The organism is Desulfovibrio sp. OH1186_COT-070 (assembly GCF_003860215.1).
Classification (GTDB): domain Bacteria; phylum Desulfobacterota; class Desulfovibrionia; order Desulfovibrionales; family Desulfovibrionaceae; genus Desulfovibrio.
Genome location: NZ_RQYH01000001.1, coordinates 1 through 26496, shown reverse-complemented (window position 1 = coordinate 26496; position 26496 = coordinate 1). Strand labels below are relative to the sequence as shown.

Sequence of the window (26496 nt, the reverse complement as noted above, 5' to 3'; positions counted from 1 at the left end):
AGACGACAGCATGGCAATTTGTTCCTCCGAGTGTGAAACCATCGAGTTTGACGACCCGATTCTGGCCAATCAGCTGTTTGGTCCCCGCAATGCGCATCTGGATCTGCTTGCCGTGGCAAGCGGGGCGCAGATCAGCAGCCGTGGGGCAAGCCTCCGTATCTTCAGTGCCAGTGCTGATGTGCGGCAGACGCTTTGCAATGTTTTTCTGCAACTGTACGATGTGTTGCGCGAGGGTCAAAAGCTCGTTCAGCAGGATTTTTCCCGCGCCTACGACATGCTGCGGAGCACTCCCGGATTGCGACTGGAACAGGTTTTTTGCGATACCGTGCATACTCCCCGCAAGACGGTTACCGCGCGCACCGTGGCGCAGCGCAGTTACCTTGACCTCTTGCGCCGTCACGAAGTGGTTTTTTCTGTGGGACCGGCGGGTACGGGCAAGACATACCTTGCCGTTGCCGTGGGCTTGAGCATGCTCCGGCAGGGCCGGGTCAAGCGCATTGTTTTGACGCGTCCCGCCGTGGAAGCCGGGGAGCGTCTGGGATTTTTGCCGGGAGACATGGCGGAAAAGATCAATCCCTATCTCCGGCCCCTGTATGACGCCCTGTACGATATGCTCCCGCAGCCCAAGGTGACTGCCATGCTGGAGGCTGGATCCATTGAAATAGCGCCGCTGGCTTTCATGAGGGGGCGTACTCTCAACGAAGCCTTCATGATTTTGGACGAAGCGCAGAATACCACGCGGGAGCAGATGAAGATGTTTCTCACCCGCATGGGGCTGGGATCGCGCATGGTTGTGGCCGGTGACATGACGCAGGTTGACCTGCCGATGCCGTCCGGAGACGCGCGCTCCCGTTCCGGGCTGGTTCATGCCATGCACATCCTGAAAAACGTTCCCGGGCTTGCCATACACCATTTCACCAAGGCTGATGTGGTGCGTCATCCCTTGGTAGGAGCCATTGTAACAGCCTATGACCGCGCGAATACAGACAGCGAAAAAAGCTGGTAATATCCTGTCCCTTGTCCGGAGTCTGAAGGCCCGGCATCACTATGGCTGGGGGCTTGTGGTCCTCATTGCCGCGCTTTTTGCACTTTCTCTCCTGGCCGGAGCCAATTTCAGAGGCGTGCCCCGCATATATGTTGCCGGGCAGATCGCGGATGCCGAAGTTGTTGCCGACCGGGACCTTCTGGTGGAAGACACGCAAGCCACAAAAGCGCGGCGAAAACAGGTTCTGCTGATGCAGCCCCCGGTCTATGACCTGAGCCGGGAGCCGGGCATTGCCTTTCACGGGCGGATTGTGGATATCCTGCGGGGGCTTAGCAACAGTCCTGACCCCAAAAACGTCCACCACGGTGCCGTGCAGCGTCTTGCAGAAGAACTGACCCCTGCGGTTGCCGATGAAATTTTGCCGGAACTGGCCAATCCCGGCGTGCAGACATATCTTCTGAAAACGCTTCTGCCGCAGGTTCTTGAGCGTCTGTCCGAAGGCATGGTCAGCGATATACGCTCCGCCCGTGTGGGGAGGCCGGGCGTCATCGTGCGCAATCTTGATACCAATACCGAGATGCTGCGTTCCGATGTGACGGCCCTGCGGGACATACCGTCATTTTTGGCGGAACTCTCAGCCCAGATTCGCCAGACTTCCGGTCTGGATCCGCAGTCGCGCCGGGCGATCAATATTTTGCTGTCCACCACCATTCCGGCATCCCTGACCCTGAACCGCGAGGCAACGCAGAAGCGCAGCAGCGCGGTGATGGATATGGTGGAACCCGTGTACTACTCCATCCAGAAGGGAGAGTCGCTGGTGCGCAAGGGGGAGCGCGTCAGCCGGGAACAGCAGATCAAGCTCCAGACTCTGTACGACTCTTCTTCGGACCCCATGCGCTGGAACATCACTGTCGGTGCCTTTCTTTGTTCGCTGTTGCTGGCCGTGGGATTTTTTGTCGCGCCCAGCGGCCGTCCGGGAACACCGCTCCGGTTCAAGGATTTGCTCCTCATTTCCCTGATTTTGCTGTTGTCCGGTATTGCGGCCAAGGGGGTCTATGTGCTCGGGCTGCGCATGGACAATGCGGCCGGTCTGAAGTTGTTGGCACTGGGGCTGCCCATATCCGGCGCAGTGGGGCTTGTGGCAATGGTTTTTGCGGCCCGGCGCTATTGTGTGATGGGTATTTTGCTGGCCTTTTTTGCCATGCTCATGTTTCAGGAGAATTTTTACTTCTTTTTGTACCATTTTTTTGGAGGAATGCTGGCCACATGGCTTGTGGTCATGGCGCAGAGCCGCCAGGATGTTGTCTGGAGCTTTCTCCCCCTGACCATAGGGCAGGCGCTGATCTGGCTCGCCACGGCTTTTCTCTCCCACACGCCTTCCGCGGAACTGCCGATGCAGTTGGTTTCGGTTGCCGCCAACAGCCTTTTGTCGCTGATTCTGCTGTTTGCCGTCAGCCCTGTTCTGGAACTGCTTTTCGGATACAGCACACGCTTCCGCCTCATGGAACTGATGAGTCTTGAGCAGCCCCTCATGCAGGAGCTCATGGTGGCTGTGCCCGGAACCTATCACCACTCGCTGATTGTCGCCAATATGGTGGAGGCGGGGGCCAAGGCCATCGGAGCCAACAGCCTGCTGTGCAAGGTTGCCGCACTGTATCATGACGTGGGAAAGCTGTATTATCCGGAATATTTTATCGAAAACCAGTTTGGCGGCCCCAACAAGCACGACAGGCTGGCTCCTTCCATGAGCGCCCTGATTCTGCTTTCGCACGTGAAAAAGGGCGTGGAACTGGCGGAACGCTACAAACTCGGGCAGGAAATAACCGAGATCATCAACCAACACCACGGAACACGCATCATCCGCTATTTTTATCAGAAAGCCGTGGATCTTGGCGAAAAACCCCGTGAATCGGACTATTGCTATCTCGGCCCCCGCCCGCAGAGCAGGGAGGCGGCCCTTCTCATGCTTGCGGACTCTGTCGAGGCGTCAAGCCGCACATTGAGTGATCCGACTCCGGCACGCATCAAGACGCATATCGACACGATCATCAAGGGCATTTTTTCCGAAGGGCAACTGGACGAATCGGAGCTGACCTTCAAGGATCTCCATTATGTGAGCGAAAGCTTTCAGCGGATTCTGACCGGTCTTTTTCACCAGCGTATTGCCTATCCTGACGTCAAGGGCAAAGTTCCGGAAAAAAACGGGGCAAAACCGGCAGGTGCCCAGACGCCGGGCAGGGAGGCAGAGGGTGTTGCGGCCAGCGGCGATGCTGGCAAAGAGCCGCAGTGAATGATTGCCTGATCCGGGAAGAGCTATGCGCAAACAGGCTCCACTTTTCGTGGTATCACACCAGCGGGTGGGTGTGGTGCCCGTTGTCAGGATTTTTTGTTGTTATGCCGCCGCTGCATGGCTTTTGCCTCTGGACAGGCGCGCACTGCGCATATGCGTGGCGGCCATGACAAAAGCCGCACATCTGGCTGCCCCGCCTTTTTCCCCGCGCTCTGTGGACATCTGGCTGCTGGACGATGCCCACATGGGCGTAGCCAACGCGCGGCACATGGCGTGTTGCGGCCCCACCAACGTCTTGTCTTTTCCCGCAGGAAGTGACGGGGCAGGCGCGCTGCTGTTCGGGGTGGACAGCATGCGGCGCGAATGCCTTCTGTACGGACAGGAGCCAGTGGAGCATACCCTGCGCCTGCTGGCTCATGGCATGGCCCATGTGGTTGGATTTGATCACGGTTTTGGCATGGATGAGCTTTGCGAAAAACTTGTCGCGGCCGCCAGGACGGCATGTCATGTGCATTACCGGTCAGTGTCCGGCGCGGCCAGGGCCAGACAATGAAGCTCCCGCAGCTTTTGCGCCGAAGCCTCTCCCTTGTCCTGCCAGTCCGGGGGCAGTTTGACGCCCAGAAGAATGTCCCGTTCACGGTGGGCCTGCTGGCTGACTTCTGAACCGCAGTCCGCGTCAACCAGCTTCCAGAAGGGTTTCCACAGGCGGGACAGATGCACTCGCCACAGCAGGTCGCGGCGCGTGCCGATGCGCAACTGTTGCAGATTTCCCGCCTTCATGTGCTCCGTGGCTGCCAGCACTCCGGCTTTTTCGTGCACAGCAGGCAGGCGCAACCGGCGAACCATGCCGGAAACCAGAGGAGACCCGGCTTGTGTGTGTCTGTGGTGGTGGGGCAGAAGTTCCGGAGGCGTGGTGATTTTGCCCAGATCATGGCACAGCGCCATCCAGACTGCCAGCGGATCACCGGCCAGAGCGCCCATCAGTTTCAGGCTGTGTTCCAGAACGGAACTGTCATGCCAGCGTGCCGGACCGGCGGGGACATGCCGGGCCTTTTCCATTTCCTGGAACCAGGGCACGAGTGCATTCCCTTGTGCGAGTACGCGAAAAAAGCGCACAGGAGCCGGAGCGGCAAGCGCCTTGCACAATTCACGTCCCACACGCTCTGCGGGGATGGAGGCCAGGGCCGGAGCGTCGAGCGCGCGCATTTGCCAAAAGGCATCGGGATGGATATGCCAGTCAGGCCACAGGGCGGCAAAGCGCGCCAAGCGGAATATCCGGGCGGGATCAGCGGAAAAGGCGTGCGGAGAGGCCGGGCGCAGCGTGCGGTTTTTCAGGTCTTCCAACGCATGGGGATGCATGAGAAGGATCCCTTTTTCGTCCAGCGCCAGCGCGTTTATGGTCAGGTCGCGCTCCGCCAGATCCGCCTCCAGGCCGCAGTCGTGCAGGGGTGTGCATTCACGGCCCCGCCACAGGCATATCCGGACACTTTTTCCCACCTGCACAGCGTCCGGGAAGGCGCGCAGAAAATCGGAAGTCGGGCCGGAGAAGGAAAAATCCCACTCGGCGGGGCAACGCCCCAGCAGCATATCGCGGACAGCCCCGCCCACAAGGTAGAACTTCATGGAGCCACTGTGTCATACTTTGGGCAAGAGAAAAAGAGAAGCCTGGGGCATTGCGAGCATCCTTTCTTTCAGCGGCGCATATGGCGCTTTGGCGAAATCGCATCCTGCCTGGATACTGCCATGCGCCTTGCAGAACTGGGCTGGTTTGCGCCGTGGGACAGTGTTCAGGCCACATCACAAACAGCAGGGCGCGGGCAGTTGCGCCGAAGGTGGCATTCGCCCCCTGGCAATGTTTATGCCGCCCTGCGTCTGCCGCTGACGCCACCGTTTGCAACGACCGCAGCAGCCCCCGCAGTGGCGGCGTTGCTGGCTGGCGGTTTGGCGGAGGTGGGCTGGTCTGTACGCATCAAGTGGCCCAATGATCTGGTTCTTGTTTCCCCCGCTGGCGAAGTTCGGAAAGTGGGGGGAATATTGCTGGAGGAGCGGGGAGGCGTTCTTGTTGCCGGAGTGGGCATCAATGTGCTTTGCCCGCCGTCCCCCGATTTCTTGCGCAAGGGTTGCGCCATGCGGGCGACCAGTCTTGCAGAGGCGGATTTTTCCGGCCGCCTTCCTCTGGCTGAAGAACTTTGGCCGCTGCTTGTAAACTGTGCCTTTTCGGCATATGATGCGTACAGTTCTTCTGCTCTGTACTGGAAAACGCATGCGGAGAGCATGCTCCTGTGGCGTCACGAACAGGTGGAACTGCGCGAAGGCAGCCATCGTGTGTGCGGTACTTTGGAAGGGTTGACGGAAGAGGGCGGACTGCGCCTTTCGTCCGGTTGGCGGGAGCAGGAGTTTTTGAGCGGGAGCCTTTACCCCTGTCCATGACAGGGCAGGTCTGGTTCCCTGTTGCATGCCGGATCTTCATGAAAGGCAGAATTCATCCTGGCACAGCAACAAAAAGCGGAGAGTTCCGGCGGGCGCGGCACAGTTTCGCGTTATTGCCGGAGACAGGATAGGGGCAGGGCTTGCCCCACCAAACCACAAAGCCTGTCATGTGAATGCCCGCGTTGCGGGATTTTTTGGCGGGGAAAGGCTGAAGGCATGGCAAACAAAACATTTTCCGAAGTGCAAGATTTCCTGAAAGGCAAGGTAATACTGGTTGCCAACAGAGGTATTCCCGCCAGACGTATCTGCCGTTCCATTCGAGAGCGTTTTGATGCTGTGGCCGCCATGACAGCCACGGATGTGGACAAGACAGCGCCCGCGGCTTCCACGGCCCAGGAACTGCTGCTTCTGGGGGCAGAGCCGCGCGCGTATCTGGATGTGGACAGCATCATCGCCAAGGCGAAGCAGCGTGGTGTTGTGGGTATCCACCCCGGCTGGGGATTTGCCTCCGAGGACACGCGCTTTCCCCAGCGTTGCAAGGAAGCGGGAATAACGTTCATAGGAGCCACTGCCGAGGCCATGAATCTCTTGGGCAACAAGGTGCAGGCGCGCGCTGTTGCCACCAAACTGGGCATTCCGGTGGTGCCCGGTTCCGATGGCGCGGTGGACATTCCCACCGCCCGGAAGCTTATTGCAAAAATGGGCCTGCCCATCATGCTCAAGGCCGAGGGCGGCGGAGGCGGGCGCGGCATTTTTGCCATCCACAATGAGGCGGAACTGGAAGACGCCTTTTTCAAAGCATCGACCATGGCCCAGGCCTCGTTCGGCAATCCGCGCCTTTTTGTGGAAAAATTTCTGACCGATGTGCGCCATATTGAAATACAGGTCATTGCCGACATGTATGGCAATGTTTTTGCTTTTGACGAGCGGGACTGCTCCGTACAGCGCAACCATCAGAAACTTATTGAAATCACGCCTTCTCCCTGGAGCGGCATGACGCACGATTTGCGGGAGCGGCTGAAAGAATATGCCCGCCGCCTTGTCCGCGCGGTGGGCTACCACTCCCTGGCAACAGTGGAATTTCTGGTCACTCCTGAAGGCGAGCCATATCTCATTGAAATCAATACCCGTCTTCAGGTGGAGCACGGCATCACCGAATGCCGTTACGGCATTGATCTGGTGGAAGAGCAGATCGCCGTGGCTTTCGGCGCGGAGCTTCGCTATCGGGAGGAAAGCCTGCGGCCTTCGTATTATGCCATGCAGGTGCGCATCAATTGCGAAAACCCCCAGGACAATTTTACTCCCAATTCGGGCCTCATTTCGCGTTATGTCTCTCCCGGCGGGCCTGGTGTGCGCCTTGATTCCAACGTAAGCGCCGGTTACGAATTCCCCGCCAACTACGATTCCGCGGGTGCGTTGCTCATTTCCTATGCCCAGGACTGGGAAAAAACCTTGGGCATCATGGAGCGTGCGCTGGGCGAATATGTGATCGGCGGCATCAAGACCACCATCCCCTTCTACCGTCAGGTCATGAAGAATCCTCTTTTCCGGAAGGGGAAGATCAATACGAATTTTATTGCCGACAATCCGGATTTGATGGTGTATACGGATCTGGCGCCCGAAGGGGAGCGTCTTTCCCGGCTCGTCGTGGAAATTTCTGCACGGGGATACAATCCTTATATCCAGTTGGGGGAATACCGCTCCGGGAGTACGCCCCGCATTGGGCCGTTCGCGCCTGTTCTGCCGCCTGTGTCCGCACCTCTGCGCCGCCAGCCCTCCCCCTATCCCCGGGGAGACAGAGTGGCCACTCTCGCCTATCTCCGTGATTCGGGATCCGTGCATTTTACCGACACAACGCCGAGGGACTTCACGCAGTCCAATTCGGGCAACCGCTTCCGGTTGGCAGAGGACAGTCTTGTCGGGCCGTATCTTGACAATGTGGGCTATTTTTCCATCGAAAACGGAGGGGGGGCACACTTTCATGTGGCCATGCTGGCCAACATGACCTATCCCTTTACGGAAGCGAAGGAATGGAACAATTTTGCCCCCAAAACCCTCAAGCAACTGCTGGTGCGCTCCACCAACGTGCTGGGCTACAGTCCGCAGCCGCGCAACCTCATGCGCAAAACCGGAGAGATGATCTGCGACCACTACCATGTGGTTCGCTGTTTTGACTTTTTGAACCATGTGGAAAACATGCGCCCCATGGCTGAAGTCGTCCTGAACCGCAGAGACGCCATTTTTCAACCGGCCATCTCCCTTTCCTGGGCACGGGGATTTGACGTGCAGCACTATCTCGGCATTGCCGAGGCCATGTTGCGCATGGTCGGAAGCGTGCTGGGTACAGACCCCCGGGAGGCTTCGCGCCATATCATTCTGGGCCTGAAAGACATGGCCGGAGTATGCCCGCCCCGCTTCATGGCGGAACTGGTGAGCTCCCTGCGCAAGGCATGGCCGGATCTGGTGCTGCACTATCACAGGCACTATACGGACGGGCTGTTTGTGCCCGCATGCGGAGCGGCAGCCAAGGCCGGGGCGCACATCCTTGATGTGGGGCTTGGCTCTGCCGTAAGATCCTACGGACAGGGTGATGTGCTGGCGACCATGGCCTATCTTGAAGATGAGCTGGGGCTCAAATGCCACCTGAACAAGAGCGCCATCCGCGATGCCAATTTTGTCTGCAAGCAGATAATGCCGTACTACGACCGCTACTGCGCACCCTATTTTCAGGGCATTGACCACGATGTCATCCTGCACGGCATGCCGGGAGGAGCGACCTCTTCCTCGCAGGAAGGTGCCATGAAACAGGGCTATATCCACCTGCTGCCCCATATGCTCCAGTTCTTGGCCGGAACGCGTCAGATTGTGCGCTATCATGACGTGACGCCCGGCTCGCAGATTACCTGGAATACGGCATTTCTTGCGGTTACCGGTGCCTGGAAGCGCGGCGGCGAGGAGGAAGTGCAGTATCTTCTGGAAGTTCTGGATCATGTGACGCGCTTTCCGGAGAATGAACTTTCGGAGGAAATGCGCAAGGCGCGTCTGCACATTTATCAGGACTGCAACGACGCTTTCCGCAATCTGCTGCTGGGCAGGTTCGGAAAACTGCCGCTCGGCTTCCCTGCGGACTGGGTGTACATGAGCGCCTTTGGCTCCGACTGGAAAAGCGCCGTGGCCAGCCGGACGGAAAACTCGCCTCTGGACTCTCTGCCGGAGGCCGATCTGGACGCCGAATATAGTGCCTGTTCGGAGCATTTGCGGCGCAAGCCCACGGATGAGGAATTTGTGCTGTACCTCAACCATCCGGCCGATGCGCTGAAAACCATCCAGTTCAGGATGAAGTATGGCGATCCGAACCGCCTGCCCCTCCATGTGTGGTTCGAGGGTCTGACCGTGGGGCAGGATCTGCACTTTACCGACAGCAACGGCAAGCCCCACCACTTGCTCCTGCTCGGCATTTCCGGCCCCAACGAAGCGGGGGTGTCCATCTGCCGCTATGTTCTGGATTCCGAATTTTTGAGCTATGAGGTTCAGGTCGCCAAGCCCAGCGGCCATGCGGAAAAAGGTACTGTCATGGCGGATCCGGCCAACCAATACCATGTTCCCGCACCCAGTAACGGCGATCTGTGGGTCATGTATGTCCATCCCGGTGATGTGGTCAAAGCCGGTGAGGAGCTTTTCAACGTTTCCATCATGAAGCAGGAAAAGGCTGTGCTTTCGCCTGTGGACGGCGTGGTGAAGCGCGTTTTGAAAACGGCGGACTTCAAGGAAAAGAAACAGATGGTTTCTGTTCGTGAAGGCGAATTGATTGTCGAACTGGGGCCCATCCCCCGCATGTGCTGCAATGAGGCGTGCGGACAGCCCATTCTCATGGAAAACATTGCTTTTTGTCCCTATTGCGGCACGAGCGTCGGATAGCGCGCCGTGGAAACTGTGGACAGCAGACACACGCGCGGTATACATTATGACAAACCTGCAAGGCTTTTGTTTCCAACCCGGAGGAAAACATGGCTAAAACCACCGCCAAAACCACTGCACAGGCGAAAGCCAAGCCAGAAGCGTCCGATGCCATTCGGGAGCAGCTTGTTCTCACAGGCGCGGACATTGTCCGGCTTGGTCCGGAAGCAGAACTGCTTGTTGGCGGCAAAAACTACAATACAGCCCTGATCAGTCAGATTGAGGGCATTCAGGCCCCATATTTCCGCGCTGTTTCTTCCCTCGCCTTCCATCGGCTGCTGGACGAAACCCGGGTAAACGCGCGCGTTGCGCGCAGTGTGGTGGACAAGGAGTACGGCCGTATCGACTGGAAGGATCCCGAAATCAACCAGGATCCGGAATTTTTGCAAAAATTTGTCCGCCAGTTGGGCCGGCAGATACGCCAGGCCGCCCAGGCCGAGGGCGGCGAGTCGCATACAAAGCTGCGCACGTTTGTCAACACGATTGTGGAGGGCTTTGCCACTTCCCCGGAAGGCATTGACCAGTTGCGCAAGCGGTCGGTCATGGTGCAGGCGGCCATTCTGTCCGTGGAGGTGCCGGAGGAAGTGGGCGTGGCGGTGCGCGGAGCCTATCAGGCCATTTGTGCCGAAAACGGGGACGACATGACGCCGGTGGCCGTGCGCTCCTCGGCGGCGGGAGAAGATTCGCGAAAAAAGGCCTTTGCCGGGCTGCAGGACACCTATCTGAACATGGTGGGCGCGGACAGGGTGCTGGAAGCCTATCATTGGGACTGCGCTTCCGCGTATAATCTGCGTTCCATGACCTATCGGCGCGAAGCCATTCTTGACGCTCTTGCCAAAGCGGAGGAAACAGGAGACGAATCCATCGCCGAACTGGCCAAGAAAGAATGGGCCATCGAAAATACCTCACTTTCCGTCTGCATGATGCAGATGATCAATCCTGTCATTTCCGGAACGGCGTTTTCTGCGGATACGGCAACAGGCTGTCGCGGGAGCGACAGGCAGGATCTTGTCAGCATTGATGCCAGCTATGGCTTGGGCGAGGCTGTGGTGGGCGGCAAGGTGACGCCGGACAAGATGTATGTCTTCCAGCGTGACGACGGCTCCGAGGTGGTCATCCGCCAGATGGGCTGCAAGGGAATGAAGATCGTATATGATGAGCGCGGCGGGACCAAGGAGGTTGAGGTCCCCGAACTGGAGGCGTTGCGCTGGGCACTGTCCCTGAGTCAGGCGGAAAGGGTAGCGCAGGGCGTTCGCGCCGTGAGCAAGGCCTATGATGGCATGATCATGGATACGGAATTCTGCATTGATGCCAATGACAAGCTCTGGTTTGTGCAGGCCCGCCCGGAAACCCGCTGGAATGAGGAACTGGAATTGTATCCCTCCACCATTTTCATGCGTCGGCGCGAGGTGGATGCCAAGGCTGCGGCCCAGGCCGAGGTGCTGGTGGAAGGAAACGGCGCTTCGCGCGGAGCGGGGCAGGGGACCGTACGGTTTTTGCGCTCTGCTCTGGAACTGAACAAGGTGTCCAGAGGCGATGTGCTGGCCGCAGAGCGCACCGACCCGGACATGGTGCCCGGCATGCGCGTGGCATCGGCAATCATGGCCGATGTCGGGGGCGATACAAGCCATGCGGCCATTACCTCGCGCGAACTGGGCATTGCCGCGGTTATCGGCATTCAGAGGATGGATGTTCTGCGCGCCCTTGACGGAGCGGAAGTTACGGTTGACGGTACGCATGGCCGCGTGTATCGCGGGCTTCTGCCGCTGCACCTTGTGGGCGGCGAGATGGACATTGCCAAGCTGCCGACCACAAAAACAAAAGTTGGCTTGGTTCTGGCTGATGTGGGGCAGGCGCTCTTTCTTTCCCGCTTGCGCAATTTCCCCCAGTTTGAGGTCGGCCTTTTACGCGCGGAGTTCATGCTCGGCAATATCGGCGTTCACCCCCAGGCTCTGGAAGCCTTTGACAACGGCAAGCTTGAGGGGGTCGTCCAGAACAAACTGAAAGATCTGGAAGACCGTCTTTCCAAGGTGTTGCGCGAGCAGATGGGCGCAGGGCTTATCGTCTTCAATTTCAATTTGCGCGAATATGTGGGAGAAATCACCGGTTTCACTGCCGAAGTTGTGGCACTGGCTGATTCCACAAAAAATCTCGGTGCCGAGGAAGTCCTGTTGCAGCACCGCAAGATGCGCGAACTGGAACACAAGATTGACCAGCACATGGAGATAGCGTCCAGGCGCATGGAAATTCTCAAGACCTCCGCCAACCTGGCGGATCATGTGCGCATCATCATGGGCTACGATGATGAACTGGCCCTGCTGCATTTTGGCGACCCTGAAGCTTCCAAGCGCGCTGCGGAAATCGAGAGCAGCGTGGAGGCTCATGTGGAGCGCGTCAGGCATCTGCCACTGGTCAGCAAGGTGCTGGAAGATATCCGGCTCTTGCGGGAAGAAGCTGCGCTGCGTACCGGCCTGAAAAAAGAAATGGACGATGTGCGCAACCTCCCCGACACCATCCGTGCCCTCATCAAATCGCGCGGCTTCCGTACGGGCAAGGAGCATTACGTCCAGACCTTGGCGCAGAATTTGGCGCTTTTTGCCGTGGCCTTTTACGGAAAGCCCATCACATACCGCACCACGGACTTCAAGAGCAACGAATACCGCAATCTTTTGGGTGGCAATCTTTTCGAGTATATGGAAGACAATCCCATGCTCGGCTATCGCGGAGTGTCGCGCAATATCCACGATTGGGAAATCGAGGCGTTCAAGCTGGCGCGGGGTGTGTACGGCGGTTCCAATCTGCGCATGATGCTGCCCTTTGTCCGCACGCTGGAAGAAGCCCGCTCCATGCGGAGTTATCTGGATCAGGTGCACAAGCTCAAAAGCGGGCAGGACGGGCTCAAGATCATTCTCATGTCCGAACTGCCTTCCAATGCCATTTTGGCAAAGGAGTTCATTGCCGAGTTTGACGGATTTTCCATCGGCTCCAACGACATGACCCAGATGGTTCTGGCTACCGACAGAGATAATGCGCGTCTGTCCCACATCTATGATGAAGAAGATCCCGCTGTTGTCTGGGCCATTCTGGTGACCATCTTTACGGGCCAGAAGTACGCGAAAAAAATCGGATTCTGCGGCCAGGGGGTTTCCAACAGCGTTATTTTGCGCGGTCTGGTCGCCATTGCCGGTATCACTTCCGCCTCTGTTGTGCCCGATACCTATTATCAGACGGTCTTTGACATCGCCGCCGTGGAAGCGGAAAACATTGCCGCCGCCGATCTGGGCAAATGGCTTGTGCAGCAGCACCATAAACGCCTTGCAAGCCTGATGGAAAAAGCCGGATATGGGCACATCCTGAAAAAATACAAAAATCCCCAGGATATTCAGGAATGGTATGAGGGCGAACTCCAGCGGCGGCATGAGCAGTTCCGGGAAAACCTGGATACGCCCAAGGAAGACTTTTACCGCTCCGAACTGCAAAACTTCCGTTCCGACTTCCACAAGCCGGTGATCTATGCCACATGGAACTGGGACGAAACTGTTTCTGATGCCTTGCACCACGCGGGTTTTGCAAACTTTGAAGAACAGGCAAAAGCCTTGGAAGTTTCCCGTCAGATGAATGACTGACGTTGTGTACTTTCTCTCGCGCATACCAAGTCATGCAAGGTGCAACGGTACTGCCTTTGTGCCTTCGTGTTCCGGGTTTTTCCGCAGTAGGCGCGCAAATTGGGGAGTCCGCATCAACCGGGAGCAGGCTGCTTCTGATCCGCGCAGCGGTTCAGGGGCGGCCTGCTCCTGCGTTGCGGGCACACTGCCCGGCGCACGCGTTGCCCAGCAACATACTGCCTGCCGCAGGGCGGACAGGGAGACGGCACATGAGCCAGCAGTACAGCAGCATCCGCACCGTCCCTGAGCATTCGGTGTCTTTCATGGCAGCGATTTCCGGCGGAAAGAGCGTGATTTTTCGCGACTATCTGTTCCTGACTGGCGAGGGCTGGCTTATCGCCGTTGGTTATCCTTTTGGCAGCCCCCATGATGCCAGAGAGTTTTTTGCGGCCCTGACAGACATGGCAGAAAAAACGCAGGCCGGGGACTACTGGGCCATTGCCCCGGAAATGCCGCAGGAACTCCAGCCCCATGTTGACGAAACGGACGTGTACTATGTGCTGCCTGTCCATTTTCCCGTTCCGGCAAAGGTGCGCGGCCCGGTGCGCAAGGCTGCAAACAGCCTGACTGTGGACGAGGGCAAGGTGTTTACTGCGGCCCACAGAAGATTGTGGGCGGAGTTCTTGCGCAGAAAAGATTTCAAGCCGCATGTCCATGAGCTCTTCGCCCGAACAGCGTCCATGCTGGCGGCTCCCGGCACGGACGTGCGGCTTCTCAACGCGTGGGACGCCGGGGGAGATCTGGCTGCATGCTGTGTCATGGATTATTCGCCCCAGGAATTTTCCTCCTATATCATCGGGGCACACTCGCGGGAAAACTATACGCCGCACGCGACAGACCTTCTTTTTGCCATGATGCTGGAAAATGCGCGAAAATCCGGCAAGAGGTACATTCATCTTGGGCTTGGGGTCAATGACGGCATACGCCGCTTCAAGGAAAAGTGGGGGGCAGTCAAAACTCTGCCGTATCAGGCCGCATCCTGGAAAAAGCAGAACCTGCAGGCCCAGGGCAGAAAAGTGAAAGACAGCAGGGCGGATTTTTTGAATTTTTCCCTGTCCGCCCTGGGAGTGGGGAGATACGGAGCGCGTCATCAGGAGGAAAGAGAAAGCCTTTCCGATCAGCGTGACTTCGCCATGCTGTGGAAATTGGAAAAAAACGGAAAAACTTCCTGGATAGGCGGAACAGCCCATATTTTTCGCTACTCTTTCGCACCGTCCTTCCGCAATCTTTTTCAGCAGGCGGACACGGTGCTTTTTGAAGGGCCGCTGGACGCCGCCAGCCTTGAGGCTGTGACGCGCCACGGGAGCACGCTGGGGGCCGGGCCGCGGTTGGCCGACTGCCTTGCCGAACAGGAAATACAGCGTCTGGAGCGTGTGGTGCGCGGCCCGGAAGGGAAACTTGCCCGTTTTCTGAACATGGCGTGGGAAAAGCCCCTGGACGTCAGGCGGGTTCTTGCCGAGCACCGCCCGTGGTCAGTTTTTTTTACGCTGTACTATGCCTTTCTGGAGCGTAACGGCTGGCGGCACTCCGTGGACCTTGAAGCATGGGAGATTGCCCGGTCCATGAATCGCCATATTGTTGCCATGGAAAGCATTCCGGATCAGATTGCGTCGCTTGAGAGTGTGCCTCTGGAGCGCATTTTGCGGTTTTTGCGCTGCCCCGAAACGTGGGGCAGGAAGATGCGGCAGAGTCTTCGTGCCTATCTGGCGGGAGATCTGGAGAAAATGCTGGGTACAGGCACGGAGTTTCCCACGCGGACAGAACGCGTCATCTCCATGCGCGATCATTTGTTCCTCAAGGTCATGCGACCGTATATTGAACGGGGGCGCGCCGTTGTCCTTGTCGGTACGGCACACATGCTCAATCTTGAAAAAATGTTGCGTGAAGACGGTTTTCGCGTCAGCAAGGTCTATCCCTCCCTGCTGCACAAGATTCGGGCAAGGATGCAAAGGATGGGGTGACATGTTCTTTCACGGCTTTTCACACATCACGGCCCAGGCTTTGGTTCCCGAGCATCTGATACACTATGTGACGGCAGTGGCCGGGTCAAAACCGCTGCTCCATGCGGGCCACATTGCCTATGAGCAGAGCGGGCACAGAGTTTTTGTGGCCTATGATCCGGGCGTTGCTCCGGAGGAACTGCATACCTCTTCGGCGGACATGCGGCTGGTTGCAGCAAAGGCTCTTGAGGACGAAAACTGTTCGCTGCTGACCGTACTTTCGCCGTCCCGTCCGGACATTGCTCCGGGCGATGCGTCTTGCCGGGAAGATGCCTATGCATTTCTTAAACTGCCTGTGCGCTCTTTGGGCGGGAACCTGCGCAACATGCTGCGGCGCGGCGAGCGTGAGTGTGTGGTGTGCCGGGAGGAATGGGGGGAGGAGCACGAAATTCTGATGCGGTCTTTCTGCCAGAGAAAGTGCCTTTCTCCGGAAACGGAATTTATTTTTTCCCGCATACGCGCGTATCTTGCGGCAAGTCCGGACGCTGTTCTGTTTGCGGCCCGGAGCAGGGGAGAAAACCTTCTTCTTGCTCTGGCTGTGGGGGATTTTTCTTCCCTGACAACAGCTTTCTACCTGTTTGCATTTCGCCAAAAAGATTGCCCGCCAGGCGTTTCTGATGTGCTCTTGCATGCCATTGTCAGAGAAGCGGAAGACAGGGGCTGTCAAAACCTCAATCTGGGGCTGGACACCAACGGAGGAATTGCGGCCTTCAAGCGCAAGTGGGGCATTTCCGTTTCTGTTCCTTTTTGGGAGACAACATGGCGGGTGGCGCGAAAAAAGCAAAAGGACGTGCCCGGTGCGGAGGGAGGCAAGATCTCTGGCCCATTGTCTGTCTATGCCAGGCCGGGCTTTGTATACAGACTGATGCAGGCTCTCCGGGGAGAGGAGAGACCTTTCGACTGTTTGCAGATAGAAGTAAGCTCACACTGTCCGGGGCGCTGCACCTACTGTCCGCACACAACAAAAAAACATGTCTGGCGGTCGCGGCACATGGAAAAAACAACCTTTGCAGCCCTGCACCCTCTTGTGCGGCAGGCCAGGCGCGTGCACCTTCAGGGATGGGGAGAGCCGCTGACACATCCGGATTTTTTCTCTTTTGCGGCGGCGGCCCGCAGAGTCGGCTGCGCTGTCTCCACAACCACATGCGGTTTGGGGGTCAATGACCTGACAGCAGAACGGCTGGTGCGCAGCGGTATGGATATTGTCGCCTTTTCTCTGGCAGGCACTGACGCCAAGGGCAATGCCGCACGCGCCGGAATTCCGGTGGAAAAAGTTTTTGCGGGTATCGAAAGTCTCAACAGGGCCAAGCGGGCTGCAGGCAGCGAATTTCCCCATGTGCATCTGGCCTATTTGCTGTGTGCTTCGCAGATCAATGAGGTCAGCGGCCTTGTGGAGCTTATGGTGGCCCTGGACGTTCCCGTGGCGGTCATAAGCACTCTTGACTATCCTGCATCCCCCCAGATGAAGGAGGAGGCCTTTGCGCCCCATGAGGAGGAGAAAATCGTCCCGGCCCTTGCGGTCTTGCGGCAGGCAGCGGCGCAGGCTTCTGCCGTGGGAAGGGAGATATATTATTCCCTGCCGGGAAAGGCCGAGCGCCCCGATTGCAGCGAGCGCATCCAAAGCTGCCTGTATGTGGATGCTGATGGGGTGATTGCCCCGTGTATCTACCTGAATGTGCCCACTGACGAGGATGATCCGGACAGAAGAATTTACGGCACGGTTGAAAAGCAGGATCCGCTGGGCATCTGGAATTCGGAGGCGTATGCGCTTTTCCGGCATCGCCTGCACTCGGGCGACCCTGATACCCCCTGCCGCGCGTGTCCCAAGCGTTGCGTCGGACGCGTCTGAAAAAAATTTCAGGGGACAGTAAAAAAACGGGGGCATCTGTGCGACGGGTGCGTGTTCCCCTGTCGACTCCATAACGCCAACAAGGGACTTCCGGACAGCGGGAAGTCCCTTGTTGCCATTATACGGATTTTTATGCCGTACAGTTTTTTGCTTAAAATCCGTACCGCAGGCCGAACATGAATTCGTTGTTGTAGGGGCGGTTGCCGATCTCGTATTTCTGCGAGTTGGAGGTGGCGCTGACCTGATTGTAACCAAGGCCCACAAAGCGGTAAGACGCGTCAAGGGTGAAGTTTTCGTTGATGTTGTAAGCCAGACCGGCTCCAGCATTCCAGGCGAAATTGGTAAAGCGGTCGTCGGCGGAGAACCTGTTGCCGTTGTTGTCCTTGAAGTCGTAGCCAGCATAGGTGAAGGCCAGTCCGATGCCCGCACCCACATAGGGCGTCACAGCCGTGTCATTGTGAAAGTCCCAGAAAAGATTGGCGAACAGGGTAGAATTGTTCCATGTTCCCTTGACTTCAGACAAGTTGACTCCCCTGTCACTCCAGTTTTTTCTGCTGTTGGCGCGCAGTGCGAATTCGATCTCCGTGCGCAGGGGCAGCATCTGTTCCGGCCAGAAATCGTAGCCCAGAGCCAGTGCTCCGCCGAGTGTAAACTGGTTGTAACTGCCCACGCCGCTCCCGGCCATGGCGCTGGAGCGTTCAATGGGACCGGTGCTCTGGATGCTCATGAGAAATTTGGGAGCCAGATAAAGCCCCGTGCCCTCTGCCTTGACCATGCCGGGCAGCAACAGTGCTGCTGCAAGAAGCAGCGAGACAAAAAAGCGTTTCATCACTGTCCTCCTACACTCTTTTGCTGAATATTTTTGAAAGAGTTTTCAGCTTTGTCCAAATATTAGAAAAAGTCAATATTTTTTCTACACTATGCCATAAAAAATTGTCACTGCGGCACATGTGCCACCGTGTATCGAGATATTCACCTTGTTGATATTTTTTTAAAATTAATTTTTATTTCAAATAGTTGAAGAGAAATTTTCATTGGAAACGTGAAGCTCTCCGTGTATCTTTCCCCTCGATTTTTTGTGGTGAGTCTGGCATGCTTTGAACCGTCCGCTTTTGGGGCGGGGGCTGTGCAAGGGCACAAACGGCCTGCATCCGGAGGCAGTCATGACAGCCGTGCTGGCGGGAACAATATTGCAGTTTCAGGCAATAGCCGCATTCAGGCAGGTTTATGCCCAGTTGGACAAGGCATTGCGGCGGCGGTTCTGGCGGGTGCTTTCCCTTTCCGGCCTGGTGGGAACTCTGGAGCTGCTCATCGCCGCCGCTCTTTCCCTGCTGGGCGTGGCCTTGGCTGCGCCGCAAAGCTTGTTGGACAATCCGGCTGCAACATACCTGCTGGGCGCGTTTCCCGCCCTGGCTCCGATTGCCGCCGATCAACGCCAACTGCTCATTTTTCTTCTTGCCAGCCTGTGCCTGGCCATTGCCGTCAAGGCGCTTTGTCTGGCCTTTCTTACCTGGAGGCAGGCCTGCCTTGCCCAGGCGGTGGGCGTCTTTTTCAGCGTGCGCTTTTACCGTTTGCTGCTGGCCGCTCCCTACCTCTGGCATGTGCGGCAGGATATGAGCATGTTGCAGACGCGCCTGACCTGGGCGCGCTTCAGCGCAGACTACCTGCTGGCTGTCATGCAATCCCTTTCGCAGTTGCTGGTGGGCTGTGTTCTGGTTGTGGTGGTTTTTGGCATTTCGCCTTGGGCCGCGCTGCTGGTCTGCCTCACAGCCGGGGGGAGCGGTCTTGTGGCCTACAGGCTTGCACGGCGCAAGGTGCAGCAGCTCAATGCCGTGTCCATGCAGACCGAGGCGGACGCCAACCGGGTTGCCTATCCTTCGCTGGCGGGTATCCGTGAGGTAAAAATCTATGGACAGGAGCAGGCGTTCCTGCACCAGTTCACCCGGCAGCGCCAGGCCTTTGCGCGGGTACAGAGCCTGCTGCCTGTTGTGTATCCTGCCCCTTCATGGATGCTGGATTTCACGGGAATGGTCATGATGCTGGCGGCCCTTCTGGTCATGAACCTGCAAGGGCTTTCCGTAGCGCGTCTTACGGCGGAGCTTGCCCTGCTGGCAGGCGTGACTTGGCGTTTGCTGCCCACGGTGGACAAACTGGTGACCTGCCTTTTGCAGGTGCAGCAGCACATGATGTACACGCAGGATGCCGTGCGCTTTCTTGCCGCCCTGCAAAGCAGTGTGGAGCGTGGCGGAACGGGCCGGGAAGAACCGGAGCCCTGCCCGCTCACCGGGGCGCTGGAGCTCAAAAGCGTTTTTTTCCGCTATCCGGATACGCCTGCCGACAAGCCGGACGCCTTGCGCGGCCTTGATGTGCGCATACACCGGGGCGATATGGTGGGCTTTATCGGCACGTCCGGAGCGGGCAAAAGTACGCTTGTGGGGCTGCTGACAGGACTGCTTGCGCCCACCGGGGGAGAATTGCTGGTGGACGGCAGGCCTCTGGAGGGAGGGCGAAAGTCCGGCTGGCTGCGATCCATCGGGTATGTACCGCAGTCGCCTTTTCTGCTCAATGCGTCCATTGCGGCCAATGTGGCCTTTGCCAACTGGGGAGAGGACATTGACCGCCAGCGTGTGAAAGCATGCTGTCGTATGGCCGCCATGGATTTTCTGCCCGATTTGCCGCAGGGATTGGACACTGTGATCGGCGAGAGAGGGGTGCGCCTTTCCGGCGGACAGGTGCAGCGCGTGGCCATTGCCCGTGCCCTGTACGGAAAGCCGCAGCTCATGCTTTTTGACGAGGCCACCAGTGCTTTGGACGGCGCTTCGGAGCAGGCCATCCAGCACACCATCGAATCGCTGGGCGGGCATGTCACCCTTGTGCTGGTGGCCCATCGCCTCAGTACGGTGAGACAGTGCGACTATCTGTACTGGCTTGGCAACGGAACCATTGTGGCGCACGGAACGCCCGCCGAACTTCTGCCCCGCTACGAGGCCTGGTTGGAGGCCAAAGCGGCGTTCACGCCGTAGTCTCCACGCCCGCCCGGCTCACATTTTGCGTTGCGATACAGGATCCAGCGAACGCAGCATGTCCTGATACCGTTGGTCATCGTCGGCTTCAGGCAAGGATTTTTCGCGGATTTCTCCCTCTGTTGCGCCCTGGGTGGCTCTGCGTGCTCCGGCCTGACGTACCATGTCTGTTGCGGCATCGGGAACAGGCTGTGCAACATTCTCGGGGGAACTGCCCTTGCTTTTTTCCCGGCTTTCGGCATAGCGGCGCAGCACTTCGTTGCACACCATGATGGGGGCGTTTGCCCGGATGGCCAGGGCAACGGCATCAGACGGGCGGCAATCAAGCTGTACGCTTCCTTCAGGGCCATGGAGGATCAGGAGGGCATAATATGTGCCCTCCTTGAGGTCGATTATCTCCACACGCTGCAATCGGGACTTGAGGGCCGTGAGCGCCGCGATCATGAGGTCATGGGTCAGGGGGCGGGGCAGTGCCTCCCGGTTGAGCACCAGAGAAACAGCCATGGCCTCCATGGCGCCCACCCACATGGGCAAAATCGCATCGCCGTCCACAGCCCGCAACACAACAACAGGCGTTTTGCTTTGGGGATCAATGGTCAGGCCGAAAACCCGCATTTCCGTCATGGCGTCCCCGGACACACAGCCATGAGGCTGTGCTTTTTTGCAAGAGTGATTGTTGCGTCAACCATGCAGCCGGTGTGGTCTTTTTGGGGAGGCAGGTGCACATGCACGGGCGTACCGTACGGGTCGCGCCCTTGCCAGCTTGTGGACGAGGCGCATTCCTGCTTGGGACTGGGGTGTTCGATGAGCAGGCGTGTTTCTTGCCCGACCCGGCCCTGAAGCCAGCGGGAGGCAAGATCCTCCTGCAAACTCTGCAAGCGCAGCAAGCGTTCCTGCGCAACTGGGGAAGGGACTTTGTCGGGATACAGGGACGCTCGCGCTCCGGGGCGGTCTGAATAGCAAAAAGAAAAGCTGGACATGAAGGCACACTCCCGCATTGTGTTCAGGGTGTCCTCAAAATCTTCTTCGCTTTCTCCGGGAAAACCCACAATAAGGTCAGTGGAAAGAGCCAGGTCGGGACGCGCCTTCCGCAGGCGGTCCACCAGTGTCAGGAAGTCGGACCTGGTATAGCCGCGCCTCATGCGAGAAAGCACCTGATCGGAGCCGGACTGGAGCGGAAGATGCAGGCGTGGGCAGAGTTGGGGCAGGCGGGCAAAGTCCCTGATGTCGCCCTCTCCCATGTCCTTGGGATGCGGCGTCACATAGCGCAGGCGCGCAAGGCCCGGCAAGGAGGCAACGCGCCCCAGCAGTTGGGAAAATGTTGTGCCGTCACCGCTTTTGTCCTGCCCGAAGGCATTGACGTTTTGCCCCAGCAGGGTGATTTCCCGCGTTCCTCTGCCCAGAACGGTGCGGCATTCGCCGAGGATGGCTTCTGTTGTCCGGGATTTTTGGCGTCCGCGGGTAAAGGGCACAATGCAGTATGTGCAGAAGTTGTCGCAGCCCTGCATGATGGTGACGTGGGCTGACGGCACGGGGGAAGAAGTTTCCCCGTCTTCCCGCTCCACATAGTGCCTGGTGAAGTCCAGCAGGGAGAGGCGCTGGCGGGGGTTGAGCAGGAGGTCTTCGATGGCCTGCGGGGCTCCGGCCAGACCGTCAGTGCCGACAATCAGGCGAACCTGACTGCTTTTTTCAAAAAGAGCGTCCCCCAGTTGCTGTGCCACACACCCGAGAACGCCGACCAGAACATCGGAACTGCCGCCGGTGATCTGCCGGATGCGTCCCAATGCGCTCAGAACTTTTTGCTCCGGCTTTTCACGCACAGAACATGTGTTGAGCAGGATGACCCCGGCGCTTTCCGCCGGAGCCTGTGCAAAGCCCCGCTTGGTCAGCACTCCGGCAAGCCAGTGTGAATCGTGCACATTCATCTGGCAGCCAAAAGTGATGATGTGGTACGTCTTTTTCGGCATGACGGCTATTGTTCAATATCCAGAGGCGTTTCATACATTCCGGGAGCGCCTTCTTCTTCCAGGGCGGAGAGGCGGTCTTCCAGCCATTCCAGCACAGCGCGCGCCGTGTGGTAATTGAGCAGCACACGGCTGTGGATGCAGCGGCTGACTTCGCGCAGGTCTTCGTTGCCGGGAATGATTTCATGGCCTATGGAGCCATCGGGCGCGACAAGCTGCTCGGAAAAAGCGGGCAGGCTGTCGCTTTCATGGTAAAAATTCATTTCTATCTCGCCCTGGGGATTGACGCCTCCCCATACGCCGTGCGCTGTCTGCAGGCGGGCAGACGGGTCTGTCTGGTATGTATAGCGTATTTTTGCGGGATGTGCTGCGGGCTTTGTCATGGAAAATCCTTTGTCTTCTGATCTGTTCACACGTCAAGATTGGCAAATGACAGAAACGAACTACAGGAAAGACGCGGGCAGGGCAAGTAAAGGCGGACTCGCCCTTGACGCTGAACGCTGCTTAGGTAAAGTATGGATATGTTTTGTCGGTGCGTATTTTTTTGAAAAAATCCCCGGAAGTGGCACGACATTTTCCGGCAGAAGGCGGCAAGGAGCGCGGGATTGAGCGAGGCACATTGCAAAGAGCACGATATTCGGCCCTACTTCGATATGGAAGGTTTTATGCGCATGAGCCAGGAAACACGCCTGGGCGGCGCTGTTTTGGAGCGGCTTGCAGGGCTGTGGGGAGAGTGGCTACCTCTCCTGAAAACCTGTGAGGTCACTGCAGGAAAAATATCCTACTTGGCCGTATGGCTGCCGGAATCAGTGGAGCAGCAGATTGACATGGCTTGGGAAAAGTCTCCCTCGGACGGCTTCATGGTCAACAATCTTGCGCAGTTCATGTGCATGGCGGCCGTGCACGAAATGCTTCCGCAGGTGGAGGATGCCGGCTGTGCGCCCTCTCCCCGCGTTACGGAAAACTTGCGCCATGCGCTGTCTTCTCTGGGCCTGGACTATACGGAAGACGCCTTGCCTGCCCGGCGCTTTGCCGTGGTGACGCACTACCCTTTCCGGGGCGGATGTGAAATCTGCCATTTGCAGTCCCGATGCCCCAAGGGGCAGGGGCAGGCAGAAAGCGCCAGCATCCTTTTGCCCGGGTACGAACGCGGCAAAGACGAGGGGGAGGGACGGTAGCTTACCGGCCCTCCATGACTAGGGTACGCACAGCACCGGAGGGGGTGCGCACCACAAGCTCCACTGTTTTTTTGTTGCGGATGACGGATTCCACCAGGCAGGTTTGCGTGGCTTCGGTGTCGTGACTGCGCACGTCCACCGTATCCCCTCTGGAGGGAACACGGTCCGGGCTGACTTCAATCAGATCTGCGGACTCGGCGTCAAATCCGTCCCATGCCAGGGAGGTCCAGGGAGGGCAGAGAAGAAACAGGGCGGTTCCAAAGAACAAGGGCAGATATTTCATGCAATCAGGTGTAAATTCATTTTCGCCTCTTGGCAACCAGGAATGCCCGCCCGGTTCTGGTGTGGCTCAAAATGCCGCGCCTGCCGCGCCTTCCCTGCTGTGCGACGGTCACGGGCGGGCGGTGCGCTATGTGCGCCTTTCCGTCACGGACAGGTGCAATCTGCAATGCCTGTACTGCTGCAATGAGGGAAAGCAGACTTTTATCCCGCACGAAAAAGTTTTGCGCTATGAGGAGATGGCGCGTTTGATCGGCGTGATGACGGCCATGGGCGTGGGAAAAGTGCGTCTGACCGGAGGTGAGCCTTTTGTCCGCAAGGGCTGTGAAGAGCTGATTTGGCTGTTGCGCAGGCGTTTTCCCCTGCTGGATTTGCGCATGACCTCCAACGGGACCCTCCTTGAGCCGCACATTCCCCTGTTGCGCAGCGCGGGCGTGGCGGCTATAAATCTCTCTCTGGACAGTTTTGACCGTGCCACCTTTGCGCGCGTGACAGGGCGCGACCTTTTGCCCGCAGTGCTCGCCTCGCTGGACGGCCTGTTGCGTGCGGGAATTCGCGTCAAGATAAACGCTGTGGCCATGCGCGGCGTCAATGACGGACAGGTGGACGATTTTGTTCATGCTGTCCGCTCCATGCCCGTGGATATGCGCTTTATCGAGTTCATGCCCATGGGCGAAGGCACCCTCTGGAAGCCGGAAGTTTTTTGGCCTGCGGCTGAAATACGGGCGCAGATAGAGCGCCGTGTGCGCCTTTTTCCTGTTGCGGCAGATGCTCCTGATGGTGGCCCGGCCCGCATGTTTGCCGTGCAGGGGGGGCGCGGGCGTGTGGGCTTCATTGCTGCGATGTCCTGTCATTTCTGTGCTTCCTGCAACCGCATGCGCCTTACCAGCGACGGTCATTTGCGTACCTGTCTTTTTGACGACAAGGAATATCGTTTGCGGGGGCTGTTGCGCAATGTCCGTATCACAGACAGTGATATGGCATGCGTGGTGCAGCGGGTCTGTGCCGTCAAGCCGGTGGGGGCCGATATTTTGCGAAAACGGCACCAGGGGGAGGCCGTGGCCGGAAAGAAAATGGTGGGTATAGGCGGGTAGCGTTGTGTACGAATTTTTTTGCCGCTCTGGCGTGAACAGCGGGACGATATGATTGCCTATCTTGAAGGGCGTTTGACGGAGATATGGGACAATTCCTGCCTGCTCGTCACTGCGGGGGGGGTGGGGTACGCGGTTGCGCTGCCCGCGCATACGCTCGCGGCGTTGCCGGCAAAGGGCGAGCCGGTGTCTTTGTTCACCAGTCTTGCGGTGCGCGAGGATGCGTTGGAGCTTTATGGCTTTTCTTCGTTTGAAGAACGGCAGACCTTTGATGTGCTGGTGTCCATTTCCAAGGTTGGTGCGCGCACGGCGCTGGGCATTCTGTCTGTATTCCGGCCTGACGATCTGCGGCGCATTGTGCTGGAAGAAGACGTTCTGGCGCTCACGCGGGTTTCCGGAATCGGGAAAAAAACCGCGCAGCATGTTTTTCTGGAACTCAAGTACAAATTGAACCTGAACAGAGAGCAACAGGCGGCGGCATTTGCTGCTTCCGGGGGAGCGGGCACGGTCTTTCGGGATGTTCTCGGCGGGCTGATCAATCTTGGATATACGGAGGAAGAATGCGCACCCCTTGTCAGAAAAGTGCTGTCTGCAGAGCCGGATCTTGACGTGACAGGCGGGCTCAGGGCTGTCCTCAAGGCGTTGGTCAGGGAGAAATGATGAACGGGCATCAGTTGGCGGACGAGGATTTTGCCACGGCTGACGAGAGCGTGCGGCCACGCAGCCTGGATGATTTTATCGGCCAGGATGCTCTGCGGGCAAACCTGCGCGTGTATCTGGACGCAGCTCGCGGGCGCGGCAAGGCTTTGGACCACACGCTCTTTTATGGCAACCCCGGCCTTGGCAAGACAACGCTGGCCCAGATCATGGCGGCGGAACTGGGCGTCAGCCTGGTCTGCACTTCCGGCCCTGTGCTGGAGCGGAGCGGGGATCTTGCGGCCATTCTCACCAATCTGAACCGGCACGACCTTTTGTTTGTGGACGAAATCCACCGGTTGCCCATAGCGGTGGAAGAAGTGCTGTACCCCGCCATGGAGGACTTCAAGCTGGATCTGGTCATCGGGCAAGGTCCGGCGGCGCGCACCGTGAAAATAGATCTGGAGCCCTTTACTCTGGTGGGTGCCACCACACGCATGGGGCTCATTTCATCTCCATTGCGCGACCGGTTTGGCATTGTCGCCCGCCTGGAATACTACAGCCCTCAGGATCTGGCGCGGGTTGTGCTGCGCACGGCGCGTATTCTGGGGATCGATATTACCGGGGAGGGAGCGGAAGAGATCGGCCGACGCTCTCGCGGAACGCCGCGCATAGCCAACCGTCTGTTGCGGCGGGTGCGTGATTTTGCCCTGGTTCACGGAAGTGCGCAGATTACGGACACAGAAGCTTCCCACGCGCTCAAGCGTATGGACGTGGACGAGCTGGGCTTGGACCAGATGGACCGCAAGCTGCTGGAAGTGCTCATCAGGCATTATGACGGAGGCCCGGTGGGCATCAAGACGCTGGCTCTGGCCTGCTCGGAGGAAGTGCGCACCATTGAGGATATTTATGAGCCGTATCTCATCCAGTGCGGATTTCTGAAGCGTACTCCGCGCGGGCGGGTGGCCACGGCACGGGCATATACGCATATGGGACTGCTTTCATAGTGGGTAACGCTCTGCGCACAGGGCGCGTTTTTTGGTTTTGGCGGGAGTTTTTGATTTTGGGCAAGAAACCGATTGACATGAGGGGTGGGGTTGGTTCATAAGGAGGTTTCGCGCTGTGGACTTTTGTGGGGCAAAAACTTTT

20 protein-coding genes are annotated in these 26496 nt (G+C 58.1%); 14 read left to right on the top strand and 6 right to left on the bottom strand.

The window, feature by feature from the left end; all coding sequences use genetic code 11:
* Window positions 1-10 precede the first annotated feature (10 nt).
* Genes EII23_RS00100 through EII23_RS00090 form a run of 3 tightly spaced genes read left to right on the top strand, consistent with a single transcriptional unit; the run spans window position 11 to window position 3828 of the window.
* Window positions 11-1006, top strand: coding sequence for a PhoH family protein (locus tag EII23_RS00100; RefSeq protein WP_124791041.1), 996 nt, complete (start codon window positions 11-13; stop codon window positions 1004-1006).
* On the top strand, window positions 969-3275 hold the full coding sequence (locus EII23_RS00095) for an HD family phosphohydrolase (protein ID WP_124791040.1): 2307 nt from the start codon (window positions 969-971) through the stop codon (window positions 3273-3275). Before EII23_RS00100 ends, EII23_RS00095 begins: the two co-directional genes overlap by 38 nt.
* 25 nt (window positions 3276-3300) lie before the next feature.
* The gene (locus EII23_RS00090; protein ID WP_124791039.1) at window positions 3301-3828 is read left to right on the top strand and encodes an rRNA maturation RNAse YbeY; all 528 of its coding nucleotides are present in this window, start codon (window positions 3301-3303) and stop codon (window positions 3826-3828) included.
* Here the strand turns inward: EII23_RS00090 and EII23_RS00085 are convergent.
* Window positions 3789-4898, bottom strand: a complete 1110-nt coding sequence (locus EII23_RS00085; protein ID WP_185702250.1) for a polynucleotide adenylyltransferase — start codon at window positions 4896-4898, stop codon at window positions 3789-3791. The two genes, EII23_RS00090 and EII23_RS00085, sit on opposite strands and share 40 nt — an antisense overlap.
* Window positions 4899-5018: 120 nt before the next feature.
* Here EII23_RS00085 and EII23_RS00080 point away from each other — a divergent pair, with 120 nt between their 5' ends.
* The 5 genes from EII23_RS00080 (at window position 5019) to EII23_RS13115 (ending at window position 17176) form a co-directional block, all read left to right on the top strand.
* Complete coding sequence (locus EII23_RS00080; RefSeq protein WP_124791038.1) at window positions 5019-5705, top strand: biotin--[acetyl-CoA-carboxylase] ligase; 687 nt, start codon at window positions 5019-5021, stop codon at window positions 5703-5705.
* 216 nt (window positions 5706-5921) lie between these two features.
* Entirely contained in the window at window positions 5922-9623 is a 3702-nt protein-coding gene (locus tag EII23_RS00075; protein ID WP_124791037.1) for a pyruvate carboxylase, read from the top strand.
* Window positions 9624-9712: 89 nt separating this feature from the next.
* Entirely contained in the window at window positions 9713-13288 is a 3576-nt protein-coding gene (locus EII23_RS00070; RefSeq protein ID WP_124791036.1) for a PEP/pyruvate-binding domain-containing protein, read from the top strand.
* Between the two features lie 248 nt (window positions 13289-13536).
* Window positions 13537-15288 carry a TraB/GumN family protein gene (locus EII23_RS00065; protein ID WP_124791035.1) on the top strand — a complete coding sequence of 584 codons (1752 nt, stop codon included), beginning with the start codon at window positions 13537-13539 and terminating at the stop codon, window positions 15286-15288.
* Window position 15289: 1 nt separating this feature from the next.
* Window positions 15290-17176 (top strand): radical SAM/SPASM domain-containing protein, encoded by a 1887-nt coding sequence (locus EII23_RS13115; RefSeq protein WP_221620344.1) that lies wholly within the window; start codon window positions 15290-15292, stop codon window positions 17174-17176.
* A gap of 151 nt (window positions 17177-17327) precedes the next feature.
* On the opposite strand, the gene EII23_RS00055 is transcribed toward EII23_RS13115, so the two are convergent.
* Complete coding sequence (locus tag EII23_RS00055) at window positions 17328-18005, bottom strand: outer membrane protein (RefSeq protein ID WP_124791034.1); 678 nt, start codon at window positions 18003-18005, stop codon at window positions 17328-17330.
* A gap of 334 nt (window positions 18006-18339) precedes the next feature.
* On the opposite strand from EII23_RS00055, the gene EII23_RS00050 reads away from it, so the two are divergent.
* Window positions 18340-20199: an ABC transporter ATP-binding protein gene (locus tag EII23_RS00050; protein WP_124791033.1), complete on the top strand. Its 1860-nt coding sequence runs from the start codon at window positions 18340-18342 to the stop codon at window positions 20197-20199.
* A gap of 18 nt (window positions 20200-20217) precedes the next feature.
* On the opposite strand, the gene EII23_RS00045 is transcribed toward EII23_RS00050, so the two are convergent.
* The 3 genes from EII23_RS00045 to EII23_RS00035 are packed head-to-tail and all read right to left on the bottom strand — an operon-like array spanning window position 20218 to window position 22546.
* On the bottom strand, window positions 20218-20823 hold the full coding sequence (locus tag EII23_RS00045; RefSeq protein ID WP_124791032.1) for a bifunctional nuclease family protein: 606 nt from the start codon (window positions 20821-20823) through the stop codon (window positions 20218-20220).
* Window positions 20820-22166 (bottom strand): tRNA (N6-isopentenyl adenosine(37)-C2)-methylthiotransferase MiaB, encoded by a 1347-nt coding sequence (miaB, locus tag EII23_RS00040; RefSeq protein WP_124791031.1) that lies wholly within the window; start codon window positions 22164-22166, stop codon window positions 20820-20822. Before miaB ends, EII23_RS00045 begins: the two co-directional genes overlap by 4 nt.
* 5 nt (window positions 22167-22171) lie before the next feature.
* Window positions 22172-22546: a hypothetical protein gene (locus tag EII23_RS00035; protein ID WP_124791030.1), complete on the bottom strand. Its 375-nt coding sequence runs from the start codon at window positions 22544-22546 to the stop codon at window positions 22172-22174.
* Here EII23_RS00035 and EII23_RS00030 point away from each other — a divergent pair.
* A complete protein-coding gene (locus EII23_RS00030; protein ID WP_124791029.1) occupies window positions 22545-22772 on the top strand; it encodes a hypothetical protein in 228 nt (75 codons plus the stop codon). The two genes, EII23_RS00035 and EII23_RS00030, sit on opposite strands and share 2 nt — an antisense overlap.
* Before the next feature lie 56 nt (window positions 22773-22828).
* On the top strand, window positions 22829-23341 hold the full coding sequence (locus EII23_RS00025; RefSeq protein ID WP_260424532.1) for a hypothetical protein: 513 nt from the start codon (window positions 22829-22831) through the stop codon (window positions 23339-23341).
* Between the two features lies 1 nt (window position 23342).
* On the opposite strand, the gene EII23_RS00020 is transcribed toward EII23_RS00025, so the two are convergent.
* On the bottom strand, window positions 23343-23624 hold the full coding sequence (locus tag EII23_RS00020; protein ID WP_124791028.1) for a DUF5334 family protein: 282 nt from the start codon (window positions 23622-23624) through the stop codon (window positions 23343-23345).
* A 61-nt stretch (window positions 23625-23685) separates the two neighbouring features.
* On the opposite strand from EII23_RS00020, the gene moaA reads away from it, so the two are divergent.
* The 3 genes from moaA to ruvB are packed head-to-tail and all read left to right on the top strand — an operon-like array spanning window position 23686 to window position 26354.
* A complete protein-coding gene (gene moaA, locus EII23_RS00015; RefSeq protein ID WP_260424528.1) occupies window positions 23686-24714 on the top strand; it encodes a GTP 3',8-cyclase MoaA in 1029 nt (342 codons plus the stop codon).
* A 48-nt stretch (window positions 24715-24762) separates the two neighbouring features.
* On the top strand, window positions 24763-25371 hold the full coding sequence (gene ruvA, locus EII23_RS00010) for a Holliday junction branch migration protein RuvA (RefSeq protein WP_124791026.1): 609 nt from the start codon (window positions 24763-24765) through the stop codon (window positions 25369-25371).
* On the top strand, window positions 25371-26354 hold the full coding sequence (ruvB, locus tag EII23_RS00005; protein WP_124791025.1) for a Holliday junction branch migration DNA helicase RuvB: 984 nt from the start codon (window positions 25371-25373) through the stop codon (window positions 26352-26354). The genes ruvA and ruvB overlap by 1 nt, the downstream gene beginning before the upstream one ends.
* Window positions 26355-26496 lie beyond the last annotated feature (142 nt).